Annotated in this window: 23 protein-coding genes; 11 read left to right on the top strand and 12 right to left on the bottom strand. The window is 51.0% G+C overall.

The genetic code is table 11. From position 1 onward, the window contains the following. Nucleotides 1-4: 4 nt before the first annotated feature. Nucleotides 5-1,027, top strand: coding sequence for an L-threonine 3-dehydrogenase (gene tdh / locus HGO41_RS17635; protein WP_013577610.1), 1,023 nt, complete (start codon nucleotides 5-7; stop codon nucleotides 1,025-1,027). Between the two features lie 67 nt (nucleotides 1,028-1,094). On the opposite strand, the gene HGO41_RS17630 is transcribed toward tdh, so the two are convergent. From HGO41_RS17630 to gpmM, 5 genes are all read right to left on the bottom strand, one after another. Continuing rightward, the gene (locus HGO41_RS17630; protein WP_013577609.1) at nucleotides 1,095-2,024 is read right to left on the bottom strand and encodes a hypothetical protein; all 930 of its coding nucleotides are present in this window, start codon (nucleotides 2,022-2,024) and stop codon (nucleotides 1,095-1,097) included. Nucleotides 2,025-2,026: 2 nt separating this feature from the next. Beyond that, complete coding sequence (locus HGO41_RS17625) at nucleotides 2,027-3,250, bottom strand: glycosyltransferase (RefSeq protein ID WP_013577608.1); 1,224 nt, start codon at nucleotides 3,248-3,250, stop codon at nucleotides 2,027-2,029. Between the two features lie 181 nt (nucleotides 3,251-3,431). Continuing rightward, nucleotides 3,432-4,361 (bottom strand): divergent polysaccharide deacetylase family protein, encoded by a 930-nt coding sequence (locus HGO41_RS17620; RefSeq protein ID WP_153376600.1) that lies wholly within the window; start codon nucleotides 4,359-4,361, stop codon nucleotides 3,432-3,434. Nucleotides 4,362-4,363: 2 nt separating this feature from the next. After that, on the bottom strand, nucleotides 4,364-5,656 hold the full coding sequence (gene envC / locus HGO41_RS17615; RefSeq protein WP_015690600.1) for a murein hydrolase activator EnvC: 1,293 nt from the start codon (nucleotides 5,654-5,656) through the stop codon (nucleotides 4,364-4,366). Nucleotides 5,657-5,801: 145 nt separating this feature from the next. Next, nucleotides 5,802-7,346: a 2,3-bisphosphoglycerate-independent phosphoglycerate mutase gene (gpmM, locus tag HGO41_RS17610; RefSeq protein ID WP_037035330.1), complete on the bottom strand. Its 1,545-nt coding sequence runs from the start codon at nucleotides 7,344-7,346 to the stop codon at nucleotides 5,802-5,804. Between the two features lie 304 nt (nucleotides 7,347-7,650). On the opposite strand from gpmM, the gene HGO41_RS17605 reads away from it, so the two are divergent. The 5 genes from HGO41_RS17605 (at nucleotide 7,651) to cysE (ending at nucleotide 10,850) form a co-directional block, all read left to right on the top strand. After that, complete coding sequence (locus HGO41_RS17605) at nucleotides 7,651-8,082, top strand: rhodanese-like domain-containing protein (RefSeq protein WP_013577604.1); 432 nt, start codon at nucleotides 7,651-7,653, stop codon at nucleotides 8,080-8,082. Nucleotides 8,083-8,135: 53 nt separating this feature from the next. Then, nucleotides 8,136-8,387 (top strand): glutaredoxin 3, encoded by a 252-nt coding sequence (grxC, locus tag HGO41_RS17600; RefSeq protein WP_013577603.1) that lies wholly within the window; start codon nucleotides 8,136-8,138, stop codon nucleotides 8,385-8,387. A 64-nt stretch (nucleotides 8,388-8,451) separates the two neighbouring features. Next, complete coding sequence (secB, locus tag HGO41_RS17595; protein ID WP_013577602.1) at nucleotides 8,452-8,922, top strand: protein-export chaperone SecB; 471 nt, start codon at nucleotides 8,452-8,454, stop codon at nucleotides 8,920-8,922. After that, entirely contained in the window at nucleotides 8,922-9,941 is a 1,020-nt protein-coding gene (gpsA, locus tag HGO41_RS17590; RefSeq protein WP_013577601.1) for an NAD(P)H-dependent glycerol-3-phosphate dehydrogenase, read from the top strand. Before secB ends, gpsA begins: the two co-directional genes overlap by 1 nt. An 87-nt stretch (nucleotides 9,942-10,028) precedes the next feature. Further along, entirely contained in the window at nucleotides 10,029-10,850 is an 822-nt protein-coding gene (gene cysE / locus HGO41_RS17585) for a serine O-acetyltransferase (protein ID WP_013577600.1), read from the top strand. 52 nt (nucleotides 10,851-10,902) lie between these two features. Here the strand turns inward: cysE and trmL are convergent, their stop codons facing one another. The 3 genes from trmL to cpxR are packed head-to-tail and all read right to left on the bottom strand — an operon-like array spanning nucleotide 10,903 to nucleotide 13,482. Next, complete coding sequence (gene trmL / locus HGO41_RS17580; RefSeq protein ID WP_013577599.1) at nucleotides 10,903-11,376, bottom strand: tRNA (uridine(34)/cytosine(34)/5-carboxymethylaminomethyluridine(34)-2'-O)-methyltransferase TrmL; 474 nt, start codon at nucleotides 11,374-11,376, stop codon at nucleotides 10,903-10,905. 37 nt (nucleotides 11,377-11,413) lie between these two features. Beyond that, a complete protein-coding gene (gene cpxA, locus HGO41_RS17575) occupies nucleotides 11,414-12,784 on the bottom strand; it encodes an envelope stress sensor histidine kinase CpxA (RefSeq protein ID WP_037035328.1) in 1,371 nt (456 codons plus the stop codon). Further along, complete coding sequence (cpxR, locus tag HGO41_RS17570) at nucleotides 12,781-13,482, bottom strand: envelope stress response regulator transcription factor CpxR (RefSeq protein WP_013577597.1); 702 nt, start codon at nucleotides 13,480-13,482, stop codon at nucleotides 12,781-12,783. Before cpxR ends, cpxA begins: the two co-directional genes overlap by 4 nt. A 152-nt stretch (nucleotides 13,483-13,634) precedes the next feature. Between cpxR and cpxP the strand changes: the two genes are divergently transcribed. The 3 genes from cpxP to HGO41_RS17555 all read left to right on the top strand — a co-directional run bounded on the left by cpxP (nucleotide 13,635) and on the right by HGO41_RS17555 (nucleotide 16,651). Further along, complete coding sequence (gene cpxP, locus HGO41_RS17565; protein WP_037035326.1) at nucleotides 13,635-14,144, top strand: cell-envelope stress modulator CpxP; 510 nt, start codon at nucleotides 13,635-13,637, stop codon at nucleotides 14,142-14,144. Between the two features lie 346 nt (nucleotides 14,145-14,490). Then, nucleotides 14,491-15,477 (top strand): 6-phosphofructokinase, encoded by a 987-nt coding sequence (gene pfkA, locus HGO41_RS17560; RefSeq protein WP_013577595.1) that lies wholly within the window; start codon nucleotides 14,491-14,493, stop codon nucleotides 15,475-15,477. 184 nt (nucleotides 15,478-15,661) lie between these two features. Next, on the top strand, nucleotides 15,662-16,651 hold the full coding sequence (locus HGO41_RS17555) for a sulfate ABC transporter substrate-binding protein (protein ID WP_013577594.1): 990 nt from the start codon (nucleotides 15,662-15,664) through the stop codon (nucleotides 16,649-16,651). A gap of 66 nt (nucleotides 16,652-16,717) precedes the next feature. On the opposite strand, the gene tpiA is transcribed toward HGO41_RS17555, so the two are convergent. Next, complete coding sequence (gene tpiA, locus HGO41_RS17550) at nucleotides 16,718-17,485, bottom strand: triose-phosphate isomerase (protein WP_119262197.1); 768 nt, start codon at nucleotides 17,483-17,485, stop codon at nucleotides 16,718-16,720. A gap of 127 nt (nucleotides 17,486-17,612) precedes the next feature. After that, nucleotides 17,613-18,221, bottom strand: a complete 609-nt coding sequence (locus HGO41_RS17545; RefSeq protein ID WP_013577592.1) for a DUF1454 family protein — start codon at nucleotides 18,219-18,221, stop codon at nucleotides 17,613-17,615. 158 nt (nucleotides 18,222-18,379) lie between these two features. Between HGO41_RS17545 and HGO41_RS17540 the strand changes: the two genes are divergently transcribed. Next, entirely contained in the window at nucleotides 18,380-18,802 is a 423-nt protein-coding gene (locus HGO41_RS17540) for a DUF805 domain-containing protein (RefSeq protein ID WP_013577591.1), read from the top strand. 16 nt (nucleotides 18,803-18,818) lie between these two features. Here HGO41_RS17540 and fpr read toward each other — a convergent pair whose 3' ends face one another. Beyond that, nucleotides 18,819-19,565, bottom strand: a complete 747-nt coding sequence (gene fpr / locus HGO41_RS17535) for a ferredoxin--NADP(+) reductase (RefSeq protein ID WP_112152574.1) — start codon at nucleotides 19,563-19,565, stop codon at nucleotides 18,819-18,821. Nucleotides 19,566-19,889: 324 nt separating this feature from the next. Here fpr and emrD point away from each other — a divergent pair, with 324 nt between their 5' ends. Beyond that, nucleotides 19,890-21,083 carry a multidrug efflux MFS transporter EmrD gene (gene emrD, locus HGO41_RS17530; RefSeq protein WP_112152573.1) on the top strand — a complete coding sequence of 398 codons (1,194 nt, stop codon included), beginning with the start codon at nucleotides 19,890-19,892 and terminating at the stop codon, nucleotides 21,081-21,083. Between the two features lie 56 nt (nucleotides 21,084-21,139). Here the strand turns inward: emrD and glpX are convergent, their stop codons facing one another. Next, nucleotides 21,140-22,150: a class II fructose-bisphosphatase gene (glpX, locus tag HGO41_RS17525; RefSeq protein ID WP_013577588.1), complete on the bottom strand. Its 1,011-nt coding sequence runs from the start codon at nucleotides 22,148-22,150 to the stop codon at nucleotides 21,140-21,142. Nucleotides 22,151-22,246: the final 96 nt, after the last annotated feature.

Here is a 22,246-nt window from a genome sequence, read left to right as displayed (position 1 = left end):
GTCGATGAAAGCTTTAGCAAAACTCAAACGTGAAGAAGGCATCTGGATGACGGATGTGGCCGTGCCGGAATTAGGGCACAACGATTTGCTGATCAAAATCCGTAAAACCGCCATTTGCGGAACCGATGTGCACATCTACAACTGGGACGAATGGTCACAAAAAACCATTCCCGTACCAATGGTGGTCGGACACGAATATGTCGGCGAAGTGGTGGGCATCGGGCAGGAAGTTAAAGGTTTCAGTATCGGTGACCGGGTGTCGGGCGAGGGGCATATTACCTGCGGACACTGCCGTAATTGCCGGGGAGGACGTACGCATTTGTGCCGCAACGCACAGGGCGTGGGGGTAAACCGTCCGGGCGCTTTTGCTGAGTATCTGGTATTACCTGCTTTTAATGCGTTTAAAATCCCGGACAATATTTCTGATGATCTGGCTGCCATTTTTGATCCCTTTGGTAATGCTGTGCATACCGCATTGTCGTTTGATCTGGTCGGCGAGGATGTTCTGATCAGCGGTGCCGGGCCGATTGGCATCATGGCGGCAGCCATTTGCAAACATGTCGGTGCCCGCCATGTGGTGATCACGGATATGAACGAATACCGTCTGGAACTCGCGCGCAAAATGGGTGTGACGCGGGCGGTGAATGTCAGCCAGCAAAGCTTGCAGAATGTGATGGATGAGCTGGGCATGACGGAAGGGTTTGACGTCGGGCTGGAAATGTCTGGTGCACCTGCGGCATTTCGCAGCATGCTTAACGCCATGAACCATGGCGGCCGGATTGCGATGCTGGGCATTCCATCGACCGAGATGGCAATCGACTGGAATCAGGTGATTTTCAAAGGACTGTTTATTAAAGGGATTTACGGAAGGGAAATGTTCGAAACCTGGTACAAAATGGCCGCCCTGATCCAGTCAGGATTAGATCTTACACCTCTGATTACGCACCATTTTCCGATTGATGAATTCCAGAAAGGGTTTGATGCGATGCGCTCCGGGCATTCCGGCAAAGTGATACTTAACTGGTAATCTGGCGCTCTGAAAATGCAAAAGCCCGCTGAAAATAGCGGGCTTTTGCTGATAGCGGGCGCAGTCTTTACGCCGCAGGACCGGCCATTTGTTTCTCGTCATCCGTCAGATAACGCACTTTACGGGTGTAATCCTGACCTTTGAATAACAGTTCATTATCCGGTGAAGCCAGATACTTTTGCCATTCTGTCAGCGGGAAGCCGCCATGAGCGCCGATCACTTCTTTAGGGATAACCGACGGTGTGCCGCCAATTTTTTTCGATACCGGCCAGTTCATCCAGTCGCCCAGATTGACGCTTTTGATGTCCAGCGTATCCAGCATGGCCGCCAGAGGCAGTTGATCTGTCGGGGGCTGGTTGTCTGGCAGAATGTTCCATGTATCGATGAAAAACATAATCCACAGCGGGCACAAACGCTCCCAGGTTTTACGCGTGGCGGCTAAAAAAGCGCCGTTCACGTGATCGACAATATAAGGACGCACGCTGTTTTTGTAATACGCCGGGATGATCTCAGGATCACAACCGTCCAGTTTGGCAATCATCTTGCCCTGACGGAAACTTGAATAAATATGATTTTCATGTAACTGAATTTCCGGCATTTTAAGCAAATTAAGATCGGAATCGATCATCAAAATACCGTCAGTTCTGGCCTGCAAAGGCGCCATCAGTTTGATCAGGCGGCTGAGATAAATTTGTTTATAACGATAATCACCGGATTTGGTTTCAGGGTGAAGCGTGACGATCCGGACTTTCTCCGGTAACGGGCGAAACTGGCTGGCAGCCTGATCGGTAACAATCACGATTTCCTGTAATGCGGTCGCAAATTTATCGGCAAACTCTGCACACAGACAAGCTTCTTCAATATAGTCAGCCCCCGCGGAAGGGATCACCACAGACGTCACGCTGTTCTTTGGTTTTCCTGCCATGACGGTCCCGTCATACGGCAAATTATGGCGTGAAAGAATGTGACGATATTTTGGATTTAGAAATTTGAACATATTCAGCCTTGTTTCTTTTTCACACTGCTTAAAACGGTTTCAACGCCTGAGACATATTTTTCAATTGCAAATTTTTCGCGAACAGTCAGATTTGCCTGCTCTGCAATTTCATTTCTCAGATGGGCATTGAGATACAGTGTTTTCATATGATTAAAGAGCATATCAATATCGCCATACTCAAATAACATGCCGGTTTCTGCATTTTTAATCAGTTCGGCTGTACCGGTGACATTCGAACCAATCACCGGCGTTTTCAGCAGCATGGATTCCAACACGACCCGCGGAAGCCCTTCACTTTTTGAGCCTAATATAAAGGCATCAAACGCGGACAGATATTCCAGCGCATTGCTCTGGAAGCCTGTAAATACCACTTTATCCATCATATTCAGAGCCGAAGTTTGCTGAATGAGACGGCGTAAATTCGGGCCTTCACCCACAAACACCATTTTCCATTTGGCTTCCGGAAATGCGCGATTAAATTTGTCTAGTGCCAGTAATGTGAAGTGATGAGCTTTGCGGTTAATCAGAGAACCTATACTGCCAAAGATGAACGTGTCGTTGTCGGCTGCTAATTCTTCCCGGATTTTTGTGCCTTCGGGCAATGGCTGATGGATATCAATGCCATTAAAAACGGTAAAACATAACTCTTTGCGTACACCACGTTTGAGCAGTTGTTCCTGAACGCCTTGAGAAACAGAGATAATGCTGTGGCAGAACCGGTTAACGATGCGCACAACCTCCCGGTTGAGCACCGGTTCAATGCGACAATGCTGTACGATTTCTGTGGGTAAACCGGCAGTAGAATAATAGCCTTCGACGTTAGAGCTGGGCTGATTATTCATATAGAGAATGTCAAACTGACCGAGTTCAAGCAGGGAGTGAATTTTGCGGATATTGGGATTAATACGCCAGATTTTGTCGATAGAGTAAATGGCTTTCTGACGCAAATTACTGCTAAAGAAAAACAGCGTTCTTAATACTTCTTTAGCTATTTTCGCCCAGGCAGGTTGCTTAACCTGCGGAATAAAAAATACCGGTACATTCAGTGAGTTTAAAATCTGACTGATAGTTTCGCCGTTGTCCCGGGCGTAATCGTTGTAAAAGCAGCAGCTGATTTCATATTTTTCACGATCGATTCTTTTCAGCAGTTCTAACATGCTGTTAGTCCCGCCTCCCCATTCCTTGCCACTATCCAGTAGCAGAATTTTAGATCGATCTTGTCCCATCGGTTAGCGCCCTTGCTCAGTCCGGTCAAAAAAATATACAGCGCCCATTATATGAGGCAAAACCCAGAAGCTCTACTTTTTAGTTTGGCTATGAAATCAATTGATATCAATAAGTTATTTGGTGATGCCAAATATATGCGTACCACCAATATAATCAGGAAACCGCCAATGTGTGCGATTTCTACTTTTTAGTAAAAGTTGTTATCACAGAATACTGCCGTTCAACAAATGCCGCAGCGGGTGAAGATTTCAGGCTTTCCCCCAGAATTTTAAACATGCTGTCGGCATAAATCTGCGGGAGAGGTTGCCTGAGGCGGCAGATGCTGATGCCTTTACGTGATGATTTTACGGGCGTAATCGTGACCTTACCGGCGGGTGTGCTGCGCTGGGGTTCGTTCAGCAGATCACTTGGCCTGACCAGAACGATATCGGAAGGTAGATTCGGCAACATTTGCTGCAGTACTTTCACTGTCGTCGGATGCGGGTGTCCTATCGCGATGGCATATCCATTCTTGCGTGCGAGCTGAATTGCGCGTTCAAACTGACGGCGGATTTCCGCTTCATTCTGCACATCATCTAAAAAGACATTGCGCTTAATGACTTTCACCCGGGTGCCCTGAGCCGCTTTGACTGACTGGGTGTTACCAATGGTCATGCTGTCGAGGAAAAACAGGTTGTGGGCATTCATTGCCTGCATGACATTTTCCATCCCGGTCAGGCTGGAGGTCATAGCACTACCCATATGGTTATTGATGCCAATCGCGTAAGGGATATTGCTGATCGCCTGATCGACAATACGTTTCACTTCTGCGGCGCTCATGGAGGGGGTCAGCGTGTCTTTTTCCAGCGGTTGCTTACTAAGTGGCGCCATCGGCAGATGGATCAGAATTTCACGCCCCTGCTGGTGAGCCTTGTTCATCATCATCTGTGAATCGGGTGCGTTGGGGAAAATCGCGACGGATACCGCTTTTGGCATCTGAAGTACCTGGTTTTCCTCATGCTGGCGATAACCAAAGTCATCGATCAGGATGGATAATTTCGCTGCCTGAACCTGACAAGCAAAAAACGCAGTACCACAAAGGGCAGCTAAAACGGACTTGTTATATCGCAATGCTATCTTCCCAACCACGGCTGTGGATTAACGGCCTGGCCCTGACGACGAATTTCAAAATACAGCGATGGCTGGCCTTGTCCGCCGCTGTTCCCAACTTTAGCAATGGCCTGGCCCGTTCTGACCTGGTCGCCTACGCTGACCAGTGCATCCTGGTTGTAACCGTACAGGCTCATATCGCCTTTGCCATGATCGATAACCACAACCAAACCGTATCCCTGTAACCAGTCCGCCAGAATGACGCGTCCGTCAGCAATCGCCCGGACATCACTGCCTTCTCTTGCTGAGATCACAATCCCTTTCCAGCGTAGTTCACCCTGCAGCTGTTCGCCGAAGCGATGTATCAACGAACCATTAACAGGCCACATATTTTGACCTGATGGTCTGCCCAGACCGCCGGTACGGGCCATCAGAGATTGCTCGCTTTGGGTCGGTTTGTAGGTGGAACCGGATTTCTTCGCCTGCTGTTCTTTCGCTCTGACTGCCGCAGCTTCACGCGCTTCTTTTTCTGCGCGTGCTTTGGCAGCACGTTCGGCAGCGGCAATTTTGTTTTGCAGGCTGGATTCGTTAGCGCGCAGTTCGGTCAGGCTCTGCTCATCTTTTTGCAATGAAGACTCCAGTGCCGTGAGCGTTTGCTTACGGGCGGCACGAGCCTGTTCGAGTTTCTGCTGCTGGGTTTGTTGTTCACTCAGCAGGCTTTTTTGCTGGGTTTGTTTCGATTGCAAAGAAACACGCTGTTCAGCCAGCGTGGCTCGGGTCTGTTTCAGATCCTCAATGGTTTTCTGTCGCGCTTCATTCAGATAACCAAAATAAGCCAGGATCCTCTCGCTGCGTGCGCTCTCTTCGCTGCTCAGCAGTAATTGCAGGCCTTTATGCTGCCCGATCCGGAATGCGGCATCGAGCTGCTTTGCCAGAATAGCTTCCTGCGTCTTTTGCTGTTTTTGCAATTTATCAATGGACGCATTCAGCCCGGAAATGTCTTTTCCCAACGTGGCGAGGGTTGACTGAGTGCTGCGTAACTGACTGCTGGCTGAGGCGATGGTTTTTTCCTGCGCCTGCAATTGCTGCAATAACGTGCCGCGTTGCTGTTTCTGCTGTTTTACGCTTTTCTCTTTTTCCGCGATGTTTTGCTGAATGGTTTTGAGCTGATCTTTATTGTCGTCAGCATGCACACTCACAGAAAGAGACAGCAGGGAAACGCAAAGTAGTAAGGCTGGAGATGGGAAGGCAGATACGGCCTTGTCCTGAGCGGAAAGGCGGGTTCTCATCAGGCTGAAATGATTGAATTTGCTCAAACTTTTTTCCGCTTGTCGACCGTGGATGATAGACAATATGGCTGTCCCTTTTCGTATCGTAACACTAATCAACCCGCTGATGCACAAACAAAAAAGGCGTACCAACGGGTGTCAGTACGCCTTTTTTGACGGTTTTTAACAGAAATTAACGCGCGATAAACAGCGGCTTGCCGCTCATTTCCGGCGGAATTTCCATGCCCATCAGTGAAAGCATGGTTGGCGCGATATCAGATAATTTACCGCCTTCAACCGCTTGTGCATTTCCGCCGATATAAATCAGCGGAACCGGCAGGCTGGTGTGTGCAGTGTGTGCCTGACCGGTCGCCGGGTCACGCATTTGTTCTGCATTACCGTGGTCGGCGGTAATCAGCAACTGACCACCCACGGCTTTCACTGCGTCCACAACCTGAGCAACACATTTATCGAGTGCTTCAACGGCACTCACTGCTGCGTCGTAAACGCCGGTATGACCGACCATGTCGCCATTCGGATAGTTACAAATGATGGTGTCGTACTTACCACTGCTGATTGCGCCGAGCAGCTTTTCCGTCAGTTCAGCAGAGCTCATTTCCGGTTGCAGGTCATAAGTCGCCACGTTTGGTGATTTCACCAGAATACGGTCTTCGCCTTCAAACGAATCTTCCATGCCCCCGTTAAAGAAGAAGGTGACATGGGCATACTTCTCGGTTTCAGAGATACGCAACTGCGTTTTGCCGTGCGCCATCAGCCATTCACCCAGCGTGTTTTTCAGTGATGCCGGTGGATAGGCGCAGGCTGCGTTGATGTCTGCAGCATATTCGGTCAGCATGATGAAATCGCCGAAGTTGATGACTTTTTCGCGGGCAAAACCATCGAAGTCCGGACTGATAAAGGCGCGGGTGATTTCGCGGGCCCGGTCTGCGCGGAAGTTCATGAAGATCAGTGCATCGCCGTCATTGATGGCTGCGGATTCTTCGCCTGCTGCCTGCAATACGGTTGGCTTCACGAATTCATCATTTTCATCACGGGCATAAGCGGCCTGCAGGCCAGCCAGTGCATTATCGGCAGTAAATGCGCCTTTTGCCTGTGACATCAAATCATAGGCCAGTTGCACACGATCCCAGCGGTTATCGCGATCCATGGCGTAATAACGGCCCACGATTGACGCAATACGACCCGTACCGATTTGTGCGAATTTCTCTGAGAAGCGTTTCAGCGCCGCTTCAGCGCTGCGTGGTGGTGTATCGCGACCATCCAGGAAGGCATGCAGATAAATGGCTTTCGCGCCACGGCGTTGCGCCAGTTCGACCATCGCCATGATGTGGTCTTCGTGGCTGTGAACGCCGCCCGCAGACAACAGTCCCATAATGTGAACCGCTTTGCCTGCGGCGATTGCGCGATCAACAGCGCCAGTCAGTACGCTATTATTAAAGAAGTCGCCTTCTTTAATTTCTTTGTCCAGACGGGTGAGATCCTGATACACGATGCGGCCGGCACCTAAATTGACATGGCCGACTTCGGAGTTTCCCATCTGGCCATCAGGCAGACCGACGTCCAGCCCGGATGCGGCGATAAGGGTATGCGGGTGAGTGGCCCACAGATTATCCATGACGGGGGTTTTGGCATTCAGAATTGCGTTATCTTGTTGTTCTTCACGATGCCCGTAGCCATCCAGAATCACCAGAACCATCGGTTTTTTGTTGCTCGACATGTCAATTGACCTCAGTTTAAAAGATGAAATGCTCAATAGGCTCGCCAGTTGCAACGGCATGAACAGGCGCGGCTAAATGCACTCAGGCGGGCTGATTTTACCCCAGCGCCGTGTGTGAATAGCCCGAGGAGATCAAAGATGAGGCGGGGTGAGGGTTAACTTTCGGCATAAAGCCGTGTTAATTTTCCAGGATGTGCCGCAGATTGTGGCATTCACCCGCGCTTACTGGCTGTATTTGCTCCGACGCGCAGGTATACTCTGAAGCCTTGAATTTTCCCCCAACTGACGGGAGTTGCTACACCCCATGCAAGATATTATGCCATTCATCAGTGCGCATCCGGTTCTCAGCCTGGCGTGGGTTGCGTTACTGATTGCAGTAATTGTGACCACCTTTAAAACACGTTTTTCTAAAGTGAAAGAGATCACCCGTGGCGAAGCAACCCGCCTGATTAACAAAGAAGATGCCATCGTTGTCGATGTTCGCGCGCGTGAAGAATTCCGCAAAGGCCACATCGCTGAATCACAGAATGTGTTGTCTGCTGACATCAAGAACAACAACCTGGGTGAGCTGACCAAACATAAAGCACAGCCTGTTATCGTGGTTTGTGCCACAGGACAAACTTCCCGCACTGCGGCTGAAGGCCTTATTGCTGCTGGTTTTGAGCGCGTGTTTACACTCAAAGAAGGTATCAGCGGCTGGAGCAGTGAAAACCTGCCTTTAGTGCGCGGTAAATAAGACATTAAGCCAACTGCTACGGCACTCAATTTTACGACTCTGAGGTGGAACCCATGGCAAAAATTGAAATCTACACCAAGGCAACCTGCCCTTATTGCCATCGTGCGAAAGCTCTGCTTAATAGCAAAGGAGCTTCATTCGATGAAATCGCTATCGACGGCGATGCAGATAAACGTGAAAAAATGATCGCCCGCAGCGGTCGTTCAACCGTTCCTCAGATCTTTATCGACGGGCAGCATGTCGGCGGTTGTGATGATTTACATGCACTTGATGCACGCGGTGGCCTTGACCCAATGCTGGGTTAATAAAGGCGGCGGCTGTTTTTCATTAAGTGTTTAAAAGGACTATTAACCCGAGGGTACTACTCACATGTCAGAACAAAATAACACCGAGATGGCTTTCCAGATCCAACGTATCTACACCAAAGACATCTCTTTTGAAGCGCCAAATGCGCCTCAGGTTTTCCAGCAAGACTGGCAGCCAGAAGTTAAACTGGATCTTGATACCGCTTCCAGCCAGCTGGCTGAAGGCGTATATGAAGTCGTCTTGCGTGTGACGGTAACTTCTTCACTGGGCGACGAAACTGCGTTCCTGTGCGAAGTTCAGCAGGGTGGTATCTTCACTATCTCCGGTATTGATGGCAACCAGATGGCGCACTGCCTGGGTGCATATTGCCCGAACATTCTGTTCCCGTATGCCCGTGAGTGCATCACCAGCCTGGTTTCCCGCGGTACCTTCCCGCAACTGAACCTTGCACCTGTTAACTTTGACGCTCTGTTCATGAACTATCTGCAACAGCAAGCTGAAGGCGAAGGTGCTGAACCGCATCAGGATGCCTGATGAAAACCGTCAATGCGTCAATGACAGTGATCGGTGCCGGCTCGTACGGCACCGCTTTAGCGATTACTCTTGCCAGAAATGGCCATCCCGTTGTGCTGTGGGGACATAATCCCGACCACATCAACGCATTACAACGTGCCCGTTGTAATCAGGAATTCCTTCCTGATGTTCCGTTCCCCGATAATCTGTTGCTCGAAACCAATCTGTCTGTCGCGTTAGCGGCCAGCCGTAATGTGCTGGTTGTGGTACCCAGCCATGTATTTGGTGACGTTTTGCGTCAGCTGAAACCCCATTTGCGCCCTGATGCGCGCGTGGTATGGGCGACGAAAGGGCTGGAAGCAGAAACCGGCCGTCTGTTGCAGGATGTCGCGCGTGAAGAACTCGGTGATGCCATTCCGTTAGCGGTGGTTTCCGGGCCGACATTCGCCAAAGAACTGGCGGCAGGCATGCCAACAGCAATCTCACTGGCCGCCACTGATGCCAGTTTTGCCGAAGATCTGCAGCAATTGCTGCACTGTGGCAAAAGCTTCCGTGTTTACAGCAATCCCGATTTTATCGGGGTTCAGTTGGGCGGTGCGATTAAAAACGTTATCGCGATTGGTGCCGGAATGTCCGATGGTATCGGCTTTGGGGCTAATGCAAGAACCGCACTGATTACCCGTGGTCTGGCTGAAATGACCCGCCTGGGTTCCGCTTTAGGCGCTGATCCGGCCACATTTATGGGCATGGCAGGCTTGGGTGATTTGGTGTTAACCTGCACAGATAACCAGTCCCGTAACCGTCGCTTTGGCATTATGCTGGGGCAAGGCAAGGATGTTCAGACTGCTCAGGACACCATCGGTCAGGTTGTTGAAGGCTATCGCAATACGAAAGAAGTACGGGCTCTGGCGCAGCGTAATAACGTTGAAATGCCAATCACTGAACAGATTTACCAGGTCTTGTACTGCGGTAAAGATGCGCGTGAAGCGGCGATCAGTTTGCTTGCCCGTGCGAGCAAGGATGAAAAACACAGCCACTGAAAGGCATCTGCAGAATAGCCACCTTGTTGGTATTCCCGACAGGGCGGCTTTTTATTACCCGAACTTGCAAAGTCGTAAGGAAAAGTGATGTCGCTAGAAGAATTAGAACTGGTCTGGAATAACATTAAATCAGAGGCGAGAGCGCTGGCTGAGTGTGAACCGATGCTGGCCAGTTTTTTCCATGCGACGTTGCTAAAACATGAAACGCTGGGCGGCGCGTTGAGCTACATTCTGGCCAACAAGTTGGGCAATCCGATTATGCCTGCGATGGCGATCCGTGAAGTTGTCGAAGAAGCCTATCGCAACGACGAACAAATGATCCTCTCTGCTGCCCGTGACATTCTGGCTGTGCATCAGCGTGATGCGGCAGTCGACAAATATTCCACCCCGTTACTCTATCTGAAAGGATTCCACGCGCTGCAGGCATACCGTATCGGTAACTGGCTGTGGAAGCAGGATCGTAAAGCGCTGGCGATTTATTTCCAAAATCAGATTTCAGTGTCATTCGGCGTAGATATTCACCCGGCGGCGCGTATTGGCTGCGGCATCATGTTTGACCACGCCACCGGGATTGTCATCGGTGAAACGGCCGTGGTTGAGAATGACGTATCGATTCTGCAATCTGTGACGCTTGGTGGTACAGGAAAAACCTGCGGTGACCGCCACCCTAAAATCCGTGAAGGCGTCATGATTGGTGCCGGTGCGAAAATCCTCGGCAATATTGAAGTGGGTGCTGGTGCGAAAATCGGTGCGGGCTCAGTCGTGTTGCAATCAGTTCCTCCGCACACCACGGCTGCAGGCGTTCCGGCGCGAATTGTCGGGCGTCCGGAAAGCGAGCGTCCTTCCATGGATATGGATCAGCATTTCAACGGTATTGCGCAGGGTTTTGAATTCGGCGACGGTATCTGACGGTTTTTCAGATGGCATGAATCTGCATGCCATCTTCTTCACTTCCATTCCGCTATTCTTTCAGCAATGCGCCCGGATATCCCAGTTGACGCCAGGCTTCATAAACCACCACAGAAACAGCATTCGACAAGTTCATGCTGCGACTTTCTGCGCGCATAGGAATGCGAATTTTCTGCTGTGCGGGCAGATTATCCAGAATAGACGCCGGTAAGCCGCGAGTTTCAGGGCCAAACAGCAGGAAATCATTATCCTGATAGCTCACGGCGCTGTGTGCTGGCGTGCCTTTGGTTGTCAGGGCAAAAAGACGTTGTGGATTTTCGCTACTTAGGAAAGCGTCATAATTGGCGTGATGCTTTATATGGGCGAATTCATGGTAATCGAGCCCGGCACGGCGCAGACGTTTATCGTCCCAGCCAAAGCCCAAAGGTTCGATGAGGTGAAGCTGACATCCGGTGTTGGCACACAGGCGGATAATGTTGCCGGTGTTGGGCGGGATTTCTGGTTCAAATAAAACAATGTTAAGCATGCGTCCCCCTGATAGAGGGACGCAGAATAGCAGAATCTTAACGCTGGTGCAGCGGCAGCCAGATAATCAAACGAAGGCCGCCCAGCGGGCTGTCTTCGGCTTTTACCTTACCTCTGTGCTGCTGAACCGCGGTATCCACGATCGCCAGCCCAAGGCCGGTGCCGCCGGATTCCCGATCACGTGCTTCATCAGTGCGGTAGAACGGACGGAAAATCTGTTCACGATCTTCTTCACTCACACCAGGGCCATCGTCATCAACGGTGATGGTGATCCCTTCACTGTCGTGGGCGAAGTTCAGGACAATGTGATGATGCGAATAACGCAGGGCGTTACGGACGATGTTTTCCAGCGCACTGTCGAGAGCCGCAGCATTACCGATCAGTTTCCACGGGCCAGGTGGCGACGTGACCTCAAGGGTTTTACCCATCTGTTCGGCTTCAAACTGTGCATCGTCAATCACACCCGCCCACAATTCGCTGGCCTTCAGGGTTTCGCGCGATAATTCATTTTTATGCTGGCTGCGTGATAACACCAGCAGGTCATTGATCATGCCATCAAGGCGCTGAGCCTCATTTTCGATACGTTGCAGCTCTTTACCCTCACCATGACGACGTCTCATCAACGCGGTGGCCAGTTGCAGGCGCGTCAGTGGGGTACGTAGCTCGTGTGAGATATCCGAAATCAGCCGTTGCTGTGCTGTTACCATTCGTTCGAGTGCGCTGACCATCTGGTTGAAACTGGCACCTGTCGCAAGGAATTCCTGCGGTCCGGCTTCGAGTTCCGGATGCTGCTTGAGATTGCCGCGTGCAACGTCGTCTGCGGCGTTTTTCAGCTTACGTGCAGGTTTTGCCAGGCTCCACGCCAGCCAGAGCAACAGCGGGGCGCTGATCAGCATGGTGACGATTAGCAGCAATAGCGGACGGTCGAACATCAGGTTGATAAAATCAGACTGAGAACTGCTGGCGGGGCGCATCAGGTAAAGCTGGTAGTTGTCTTCGCCATCACGAACGGAGAAAGGCCCCACCATTTCGACGCGACCATATTTTTTCTTCTTTGGACGATCTGAGTTATCCGACTGGCCGATAAAGTTACGTACGATCTGCATTTCATTGCGCTGAGCGCCAATAACGCGCCCTTCGCTGGTCACCAGCAACAAGCGTTGACCCGGCGGTGCCCATTTGTCGATGGCACGGAACAACCGGCGCCACCACATCAGGTCATTGGCAGGATCGGTCGCCAGTTCAGCTTCAACGTGTTGTTCAATCATCAGGCCTTGCCGCTGCTCGTTATCAAGCAACGGCGTAATCTGGCGTGAATCGAGTTTCGGCACCATTAATACCAGCATCAGCACTAAGGCTAATGTGAACCAGAAAATGGCAAAAATACGTGCCGTAAGACTGTTTATCATGAAGCAGAAACCATCAGATAACCGCGTCCACGCAGGGTTTTAAACCATGGATGTCCGTCCTGACGATCGGGTAATTTACGGCGTAAATTCGAGATGTGCATATCAATAGCACGGTCAAACGGCGTCAGACGTTTACCCAGCACTTCCTGACTCAGATGTTCGCGGGAAACGACCTGTCCGAGATGTTTTGCCAGTAAGTACAACAGGGTGAATTCAGTGCCGGTTAAATCCAGCGCTTCACCGTTAAAGCTGGCTTCCTGACGGCCGGGGTTCAGTTGTAAGCCATCGACTTCAAGCGTCGGTGAACCGTTGTTCTCATTGGTTTGCTGCTGTTCGCTCCAGTTAGAACGCCGCAACATGGCCCGGATACGTGCCACAAGCTCACGGTCGTTAAACGGTTTTGGCAGATAGTCATCGGCACCCAGTTCGAGGCCGAGGACACGGTCTAATTCACTGCCACGCGCAGTTAACATAATCACTGGCGTCTGATGGCGCTGGCGTAATTCTTTAAGGGTTTCAATGCCGTTTTTCTTCGGCATCATCACGTCAAGTAACAGAAGATCGATGGTATTATCGATTTTCTCTAATGCCTGCTCACCGTCGTAAGCCACTACAACATTAAAGCCTTCCATTTCGAGCAATTCTTTCAAAAGTGAAGTCAGTTCACGGTCGTCATCAACTAACAAAATTTTATTCATTGTATTTACCTCTAGACGCAAAATACGTCATCAATTGCCGCTATTCCATGACTTTACGTACTTTTACAAGCACTGACGCTTGTTTGCAGCAGCAGGTTTAGACTGCTTTTCAATGATTCGCGATGAAGCGATAAAGACTTTAGGAGTATGTGATGTTTAAGGCAGCTTCATTCGGTTTGGCCACGCTTCTGACGCTGAGTTCAGGTGTCGTTTTAGCAGATGGTGCGAAACCAGTGTCGGCGATGCCAGCAGAACATGATAGCACGATGTTGGATAAGCCTCAGGAACGCAACACCATGTTTGATGGTGTAAATCTTACTGAGCAACAGCGCCAGCAAATGCGTGACCTGATGCACCAGGCTCGTAAAGATCTACCCCATGTAAATGTAGAACAGATAGAAACGATGCACAGGCTGGTTACCGCCGAAAAGTTTGATCAGGCCGCCGTGCGAGCACAAGCTGAATTAATGGCTCAGGAGCAGGTGGATCGTCAGGTCGAAATGGCCCGCATCCGCAACCAGATGTTTAATCTGCTGACCCCTGAGCAAAAAGATGTATTGAACCAGAAACATGAGCAGCGCATGAAACAGATGCAATTGCAGTTATCTGGATTACAGCCCTCTTCTGCCCAGAAGACGAGTAGTACCAGCACGACCGAGTAAGATCCCTGTTTTTCCTTGCCATAGACACCATCCCTGTCTTCCCCCATCGAAAGGTGGGGTTTTTTTTGTCCTCAATTTGGGTTGGATTTGCAGAACAGGAAATTAACAAGGTGGAAATGTGACCGTAACGAACTGGAAATATCTTGTAAAAGCCGTATGAATCAGTAAATTGCGATGTACCGAGCGGTGTATGCGTATTCTTGCTGACTTGAATCAATTCAGCACCGGTGTTTTGTTATACTATAGGCTCAAACGCTAATAAGCCCTTTTGGCTGCATAAAAAAATTCGCCCAACAGGCTGGCTCAAGATTCTTAAGAAATTGCATCTACAAGTTCAGAGGTAGTCATGATCAAAAAAATTGGTGTACTGACAAGTGGTGGCGATGCCCCAGGCATGAATGCTGCGATCCGTGGCGTTGTCCGCGCCGCTTTATCTGCAGATTTGGAAGTCTACGGTATTGAAGATGGCTACCTCGGCATGTATGAAAACCGCATGCGCAAACTGGATCGCTACAGCGTCTCCGATATGATCAACCGTGGCGGTACTTTCCTGGGTTCAGCACGTTTCCCGGAATTCCGTGATCCAGAAATGCGTAAAGTTGCGCTGCAGAATATGAAAGACCGTGGTATCGATGGCCTTGTGGTTATCGGCGGTGACGGTTCATATGCCGGTGCAGACCTGCTGACCAAAGAAGGTGGCATCCGTTGCATCGGCCTGCCAGGCACAATCGATAACGACGTTGCGGGCACTGACTACACTATCGGTTTCTTCACGGCGCTGGGTACAGTGGTTGAAGCCATTGACCGTTTACGTGATACCTCCTCTTCACACCAGCGTATCTCTATTGTTGAGGTGATGGGCCGTTATTGCGGTGATTTGACCTTAGCAGCAGCGATTGCCGGGGGTTGCGAATTTATCGCTATCCCTGAAGTTGAATTCAAACGTGATGATCTGGTTGCTGAAATCAAAGCCGGTATCGCGAAAGGCAAAAAACATGCCATCGTTGCCATCACCGAGAAGTTAGATGACATTGAAGAACTGGCTAAATACATCGAGAAAGAAACCTGTCGTGAAACGCGTGGCACGGTATTAGGTCATATTCAGCGTGGCGGCGCACCTGTCGCTTATGACCGTATTCTGGCTTCCCGCATGGGTGCGTATGCTGTTGACCTGTTGCTGGAAGAAGATCGTGACTATTCTCAGGGCGGTTTCTGCGTGGGTGTTGAAAACGAGAAAATGGTTCACGAACTCATCTCAATTTGTATCGCGCCAGAGAACAAGAAAAGCAAATTTAAAGAAGACTGGTACGACACGGCGAAAAAACTTTTCTGATTCAGCTTATTGCGTGTTTAAAAGAACCTCCTTTGCGGGAGGTTTTTTTTCGCCACTCTTTTTGTTTATTCCATAAAGTAATAGAAAAAAACCTTTTATTCTTTATGTGTTTCGTTTTTATCTGGCACGCTCTCTTTAACGAACAAATAAATGAAATCCATAGAAACTATTTCGGGAGAGTACGATGCGTAAATGGGCTGCAGGTTTGGGATTGCTGTTGGTGGCAACCGGAGCAATTGCCAAAGATATTCAGATTCTGAACGTGTCATACGATCCAACCCGCGAATTCTATGAACAATATAACAAGGCATTCAGTAAATACTGGCAGGGCAAAACCGGTGATACCGTCACCGTACGCCAGTCGCATGGTGGCTCAGGCAAACAGGCTACGTCAGTAATTAATGGCATTGAAGCGGATGTGGTAACACTGGCGCTGGCTTATGACGTTGATGCTATTGCAGAACGCGGCCGTATCGATAAAAACTGGATCACCCGCCTGCCGGACAACTCTGCGCCTTACACGTCCACCATTGTGTTCCTGGTGCGCAAAGGCAACCCGAAACAAATTCATGACTGGAATGATTTGATCAAACCGGGTGTATCGGTGATTACGCCGAACCCTAAAACGTCTGGCGGCGCACGCTGGAACTATCTGGCAGCCTGGGGTTACGCGTTGCATCACAACAACAATGACAAAGCGAAGGCTCAGGATTTCGTGAAAGCATTGTATAAAAACGTCGAAGTGCTGGACTCCGGTGCACGTGGCGCGACCAATACTTTCGTTGAACGTGGTATCGGTGATGTGCTGATTGCCTGGGAAAACGAGGCATTGCTGGCAACAAAAGAAGTCGGCAAAGATAAGTTCGAAATCGTCACGCCAAGCGAATCGATCCTGGCGGAGCCAACGGTTTCTGTGGTTGATAAAGTCGTGGATAAGCGTGATACCCGTACAGTGGCGGATGCTTACCTGAAATACCTGTACTCGCCGGAAGGCCAGACTATCGCGGCAGAAAATTATTACCGTCCGCGTGATCCGGAAGTTGAGAAGAAATTCGCGGCTGAATTCCCGAAACTGAAACTGTTCACCATTGATCAGGTTGCAGGTACCTGGGCTCAGGCGCAGAAAGACCATTTTGCGACAGACGGAATTTTCGACCAAATCTCCAGGCGTTAATCGCCATGTTACAGACAATAAAAAACCCCGGCATGCCGGGGTTTTTTATGCGCAGAAGAAACAGGCTTACGCTTGTTTAGCTTCAGCAGCGGCTTTCACGATCACAGCGAAAGCGTCTGCTTTCAGTGATGCGCCGCCAACCAGTGCGCCATCGATGTCTGGCTGGGTGAACAGTTCAGCAGCATTTGCAGCGTTAACAGAACCGCCGTACTGGATGATAACTTGTTCAGCAACCGCAGCATCTTGTTTCGCGATGTGGTCACGGATGAATTTGTGAACAGCCTGAGCCTGAGCCGGGGTGGCAGATTTGCCGGTACCGATCGCCCAAACAGGTTCGTAAGCGATGACTGCGCCTTCGAATGCTTTCGCACCCAGAGTGCTCAGAACCGCGTCCAGTTGTTTAGCGCAAACGGCTTCAGTTTTGCCTGCTTCGTTTTCTGCTTCGGTTTCACCGATGCACAGAACAGGAGTCAGACCCGCTTCTTTCAGCACGCCGAATTTTTTCGCGATGAACTCATCACTTTCTTTGTGGTAAGTGCGGCGTTCTGAGTGACCGATGATGATGTATTGCGCACCGATGTCTTTCAGCATGTCGGCAGAGATTTCACCGGTGAATGCGCCAGACAGGTTAGCATCAACGTTCTGAGCACCCAGCGTAATACGGCTGCCAGCCAGAGCGTGTTTAGCCTGTGACAGGTAAACTTCTGGTGGAGCAATTGCAACGCCACAACCTACAACTGTGCTCAGTTCAGTACGCAGAGCAGCAATCAGTTCGTTAACCATGTGGGTGCTGCCGTTAAGCTTCCAGTTACCCATCACTAATGGATGTCGCATGTTTTTTCCTCCAAAAGGGGACGCGAGTGTCGATTAAAATTTCTGCCAAATAAGCAGATTACCTGTGCAACAGTATAGAGATCATTGGTCATAAAGGCTTTGCTTTTTGTCATTAAAAACCGTCATCTCACGGCTCAGCAAGCGCCAGCTTGACCGGCTCAACGGCGAATGTCAGTCCTTTTTCGCCATTGTCTGAAATGACAAAACGCACCGCGCCTACCTCCTGCTTATAAAACTGCTGACCTTTTCCTTTTTCGATCAGAGAAGCGACTCTTGCCACGCTTTGCTCGGTGGATAATGTGGCGTCGAACTGACGCATCAGGTTAGCCATATAGCTTATCGCCAGCGTGCGTGCGGCCTTTTCTTCAGCCCCCTGAATCGGCAGATAGGTGATTTGCAGCGTTTTGATTTTACCGGTGCCTTTTTCCAGTGCGGTCGAGGCATACAGGTTTTCATTAATCTTGCTGGCAGCGCGGGTCAGGGAACTGTTTGGAGATTTATCACTGATCGACCGGAACTCGCCAATCTGCTGGGTCGGATTGGCTTCATTGTATTTGGCGCGAAAATTGATCAGCGTCGTTTCAAAGGTGGGTGCGCCAGCAAGCAGGTAAGGGGCTTTTGGCATCTCCTCTGCGCCAGAGTGATCGACCGGCGGATCGGCGAGTGCACTATTCTGGCAAGCGAGCATAAGCAGCGCGGGCAGCGCCAGTCGTAATAAGGATTGAGCAACAGTCATAGGGCGTTTCTTATTTTGTTTCAACAGTCCGATTAAAGCGGGGAACGGGGGGTAATGTCAAAAGGAGTGCGTAAAGATTCTCGTCATCGCTGCCCGTGAGTTACACTCCGCCTGTTTTAATATTTTACTCCCCTTGTACTTTACGGAACGGACTGCCAATGACGTTACAGCATGCACTGTTTTCTTTTAACGGCCGCCTGGGCCGCCGCGATTTCTGGCTCTGGATGGTTAGCTGGTTGATTCTGATGGTGGTTGATTTCTTTTTTGCCGCACAGGAATGGATTACCTATCAGTCCGCCGGATTCGCGCTGGTGGTTTTACTGTGGCCGACTGCCGCAGTGTTGGTGAAAAGATTGCATGACCGCAATAAATCGGCCTGGTGGGCGCTGCTGTTTGTGCTGGCGTGGATGCTGGTGGCGGGTAACTGGGCAGCGGCGATGCCGCAGACGTGGAGCTGGGTTCTGGGCCGGCTCGCGCCATCAGTGATTTTCATCATGTTGCTGATCGACTGCGGCGGTTTTACCGGCACACCGGGCGCAAATCGCTTTGGCCCGGAACCGGACGACGTTAAATTCCGCTAGTTTCGCGGTAACAGACTTACCAGTAATGCTCGCTGGTCATATGGCCAGGCTTACGTTTGAGATGTTTGCGCATACCCCGCGTGTCTTTCAGTACTTGCTGGGTATCGCGAACCATCTGCGGATTGCCGCACAACATCACGTGGCTGTCCTCTGCCAGCATCTTAAGGCCGACAGCCGCTTCCAGTGCACCACTTTCAATCAGCGCAGGCACGCGACCGGTCAGCGAACCGGAAATCTCCTCGCGACTGACCACGGTCTGGATATGGAGTTTGCCCTCATAACGGCGTTGCAGTTGCTGCATTAATGGCAGATAGCTGAGATCCGCTGCAAAGCGTGCCGCGTGAACCAGAACAATATTCTTGAACCGCTCCAGTCCGATGCCTTCCTGCAAAATAGACAGATACGGCCCGATAGCGGTACCGGTTGCCAGCATCCACAGGGTCGCGCATTCAGGCACTTCTTCAACCACGAAAAATCCGGCGGCTTCTTTGGTGATGTTGATTTCGTCACCGGGCTGCATCACGTGAAGCCGCGGGCTGAGTTTTCCTTCCGGCACATTCACCAGATAAAACTCCAGTTCGCCGCTGGAGGGTGGGTTTACATAGGAATACGCGCGCTGCACCCGCTCGCCGTCAATATCCAGCGAAAGTTTGGCGAACTGGCCAGCGGTAAAAGGATCGATGGGCGCATTGACCGTGATGCTGAACAAATTGTCTGTCCAGTGCTCAACTTTTTTGACTTTTCCTGTCACCCAATCAGCCATAAAAAACTCCCGTGGTTTCTGATTTCTTCATGTAGTGAGAAATATGAATTGCAAAATTATGTCCTGATTTTATTTCAAATTTTCCGAATCCCGTATCGGTTAAATGTTATCAGCCTGTTCATCACCCGTTAGCCAATATCGATTTTCGTACACCCTGCGTTACACATGTGGTTCCCGCTGCTGCCAGTACAGGTTGAGAAGAGTTTCCTACAACACTCGCTTATTCATATTAATTTGTTAACTTATGCGCCGCTGTAGTCCTGGCTGAATTTACTGGTTATTTGTTCTGCACTTTTCCAATCTTATTTGATAATGAACTGAAAAATGAAAAATCTGGAAAATATCCACCTGCTTATCATGCTCATTTTGCTGGTGGCTGTCGGGCAAATGGCACAAACCATTTATGTGCCGAATATCGCGGACATGGCCACCAGTCTGGCCGTGAAACCGGGCGCGGTACAGCGGGTGATGGCAGCCTATCTGCTGACATACGGCGGCTCGCAACTGGTTTACGGCCCGCTTTCCGATAATATTGGCCGTAAACCGGTGATCCTCACCGGCCTGATGATTTTCCTGATTGGTGCGGCGGGCGCGATGATGTCAACGAGCCTGAATATGCTGATCGCCTTTGCAGCCATTCAGGGGTTGGGCACCGGTGTGGCGGGCGTAATGGCGAGAACCATGCCGCGTGATCTCTACAGTGGCGGCGCGTTGCGCCATGCCAACAGCCTGCTGAACATGGGCATTCTGATCAGCCCGCTGCTGGCGCCGGTGATTGGTGGCGCACTGTCAGCGTGGTTAGGCTGGCGGGCCAGTTTTGGTTTCCTGCTGATTCTGTGCGCCGGTGTGGCGTTTTCGATGTACCGCTGGTTGCCGGAAACTCGTCCGGAATTCACTGCCGACCATCCGCCGCGCAACATGCTGGGTAGCCTGCGTTTATTACTGGCCGACGCCAATTTCAGCCGCTATCTGGTGATGCTGGTCGGTGCACTGGCCGGTGTGGCGGTGTTTGAAGCCAGTTGCGGTGTGCTGATGGGCGGTGTCCTCGGGCTGAGCGGTGTGATGGTCAGCGTACTGTTTATCCTGCCGATCCCTGCTGCCTTCTTTGGTGCCTGGTATGCCGGGCGGGCGGAGAAAAGTTTCCAGCAACTGATGTGGCATTCGGTCATCAGTTGTCTGCTGGCCGGTCTGGCGATGTGGATCCCTGGCTGGCTGGGTATCATGAATATCTGGACGCTGGTGGTGCCGGCTTCGCTGTTTTTCTTTGGCGCTGGCATGTTGTTCCCGCTGGCGACCACCGGTGCAATGGAGCCTTTCCCGTATCTGGCGGGCGCGGCCGGTGCGCTGGTTGGCGGATTGCAGAATATGGGGTCAGGACTGGTGGCATGGATGTCGGCGATGTTGCCGCAAACTGGTCAGTTCAGCCTCGGGTTACTGATGTTTGCGATGGCATTGCTGATTTTACTGTGCTGGTGGCCGATGTCGAACCGTAGCCAGCATGAAGGACATACTGCCTGATGGTGCAAAAGCAGGGCGCTGATGGCCCTGCTTTTTGATGACCGGAAGGAAGTTGATCAGATAATAAATTCGTGCAGCGCAGCGTCTTTTCGGTCGAGGTAATGGGTCGAGCGGATACGGCGAATGGTGCGGGATTTTCCGCGGATCAGCAGCGTCTCGGTGGTCGCCATGTTTCCCTGACGGCTGATGCCTTCCAGCAGGTCGCCTTTGGTAATACCGGTCGCGGAGAAAATCACGTTATCGTTACGCGCCATATCATCCAGCAGCAGCACTTTACCGGCCTCGATCCCCATCGCTTTACAGCGCGCCAGCTCCTCTTCGCCGATACGACGGTTTTCCGGTGTATCGCCTTTCACATCATGACGCGCCAGCAAACGGCCCTGCATATCGCCATCCAGCGCACGGATCACCGCAGCGGAAATCACGCCTTCCGGCGCACCGCCGATGCCATACAGCACATCCACTTCACTTTCCGGCATGCAGGTCAGGATTGTCGCCGCCACATCGCCGTCCGGGAATGCGAACACACGCACGCCTGACGCCAGCATTTCGCGGATGGCGTCGTCGTGACGGGGTTTTGCCAGAACAGCGACGGTCAGTTCGGTCAGCGGTTTATCCAGCGCTTTAGCAATATTGGCCAGATTCTCTGCCAGCGTCAGTTCGAGATTAATCGCGCCTTTGGCACCCGGCCCGACGGCGATCTTTTCCATGTACATGTCGGGTGCATTGAGGAACGAACCTTTGTCGCCAACTGCCAGCACAGCCAGCGCATTGGACTGGCCCATGGCGGTCATGCGTGTACCTTCAATAGGATCGACCGCGATATCCACCGCGTCGCCGTTGCCGGTACCGACTTTTTCACCGATATACAGCATCGGCGCTTCATCAATCTCCCCTTCGCCAATCACGATAGTGCCGTCGATATCGACTTTATTGAGCATGATGCGCATGGACTGAACGGCAGCGTTATCGGCAAGGTTTTTATCGCCACGACCCAGCCATTTGTAACCGGCGAGCGCGGCAGCTTCGGTCACGCGGGAGAACTCGATTGCTAATTCACGTTTCATTGGAAAGCCTGTAGAAAGAAAAAAAGAGGTCGGTGAGGCGAGGCTCATCTGTGGCGCAGATTTTAGCACAACGGGAAAGGTGCATAAAAAAACTCC

The sequence above is a fragment of the Rahnella sp. CG8 genome, assembly GCF_023701875.1.
In the GTDB taxonomy this organism is placed as follows: domain Bacteria; phylum Pseudomonadota; class Gammaproteobacteria; order Enterobacterales; family Enterobacteriaceae; genus Rahnella; species Rahnella aceris.
Note: the sequence above shows the minus strand (reverse complement) of the source record. Positions and strands in the feature narration are given on the sequence as shown.

Excerpts from the sequence above, each read along its gene's own strand:
- tdh (WP_013577610.1), top strand. The coding sequence starts at position 5 with ATGAAAGCTTTAGCAAAACTCAAACGTGAAGAAGGCATCTGGATGACG.
- HGO41_RS17630 (WP_013577609.1), bottom strand. The coding sequence starts at position 2,024 with ATGTTCAAATTTCTAAATCCAAAATATCGTCACATTCTTTCACGCCAT.
- HGO41_RS17625 (WP_013577608.1), bottom strand. The coding sequence starts at position 3,250 with ATGGGACAAGATCGATCTAAAATTCTGCTACTGGATAGTGGCAAGGAA.
- gpmM (WP_037035330.1), bottom strand. The coding sequence starts at position 7,346 with ATGTCGAGCAACAAAAAACCGATGGTTCTGGTGATTCTGGATGGCTAC.
- HGO41_RS17605 (WP_013577604.1), top strand. The coding sequence starts at position 7,651 with ATGCAAGATATTATGCCATTCATCAGTGCGCATCCGGTTCTCAGCCTG.
- grxC (WP_013577603.1), top strand. The coding sequence starts at position 8,136 with ATGGCAAAAATTGAAATCTACACCAAGGCAACCTGCCCTTATTGCCAT.
- secB (WP_013577602.1), top strand. The coding sequence starts at position 8,452 with ATGTCAGAACAAAATAACACCGAGATGGCTTTCCAGATCCAACGTATC.
- gpsA (WP_013577601.1), top strand. The coding sequence starts at position 8,922 with ATGAAAACCGTCAATGCGTCAATGACAGTGATCGGTGCCGGCTCGTAC.
- cysE (WP_013577600.1), top strand. The coding sequence starts at position 10,029 with ATGTCGCTAGAAGAATTAGAACTGGTCTGGAATAACATTAAATCAGAG.
- trmL (WP_013577599.1), bottom strand. The coding sequence starts at position 11,376 with ATGCTTAACATTGTTTTATTTGAACCAGAAATCCCGCCCAACACCGGC.
- cpxA (WP_037035328.1), bottom strand. The coding sequence starts at position 12,784 with ATGATAAACAGTCTTACGGCACGTATTTTTGCCATTTTCTGGTTCACA.
- cpxR (WP_013577597.1), bottom strand. The coding sequence starts at position 13,482 with ATGAATAAAATTTTGTTAGTTGATGACGACCGTGAACTGACTTCACTT.
- cpxP (WP_037035326.1), top strand. The coding sequence starts at position 13,635 with ATGTTTAAGGCAGCTTCATTCGGTTTGGCCACGCTTCTGACGCTGAGT.
- pfkA (WP_013577595.1), top strand. The coding sequence starts at position 14,491 with ATGATCAAAAAAATTGGTGTACTGACAAGTGGTGGCGATGCCCCAGGC.
- HGO41_RS17555 (WP_013577594.1), top strand. The coding sequence starts at position 15,662 with ATGCGTAAATGGGCTGCAGGTTTGGGATTGCTGTTGGTGGCAACCGGA.
- tpiA (WP_119262197.1), bottom strand. The coding sequence starts at position 17,485 with ATGCGACATCCATTAGTGATGGGTAACTGGAAGCTTAACGGCAGCACC.
- HGO41_RS17545 (WP_013577592.1), bottom strand. The coding sequence starts at position 18,221 with ATGACTGTTGCTCAATCCTTATTACGACTGGCGCTGCCCGCGCTGCTT.
- HGO41_RS17540 (WP_013577591.1), top strand. The coding sequence starts at position 18,380 with ATGACGTTACAGCATGCACTGTTTTCTTTTAACGGCCGCCTGGGCCGC.
- fpr (WP_112152574.1), bottom strand. The coding sequence starts at position 19,565 with ATGGCTGATTGGGTGACAGGAAAAGTCAAAAAAGTTGAGCACTGGACA.
- emrD (WP_112152573.1), top strand. The coding sequence starts at position 19,890 with ATGAAAAATCTGGAAAATATCCACCTGCTTATCATGCTCATTTTGCTG.
- glpX (WP_013577588.1), bottom strand. The coding sequence starts at position 22,150 with ATGAAACGTGAATTAGCAATCGAGTTCTCCCGCGTGACCGAAGCTGCC.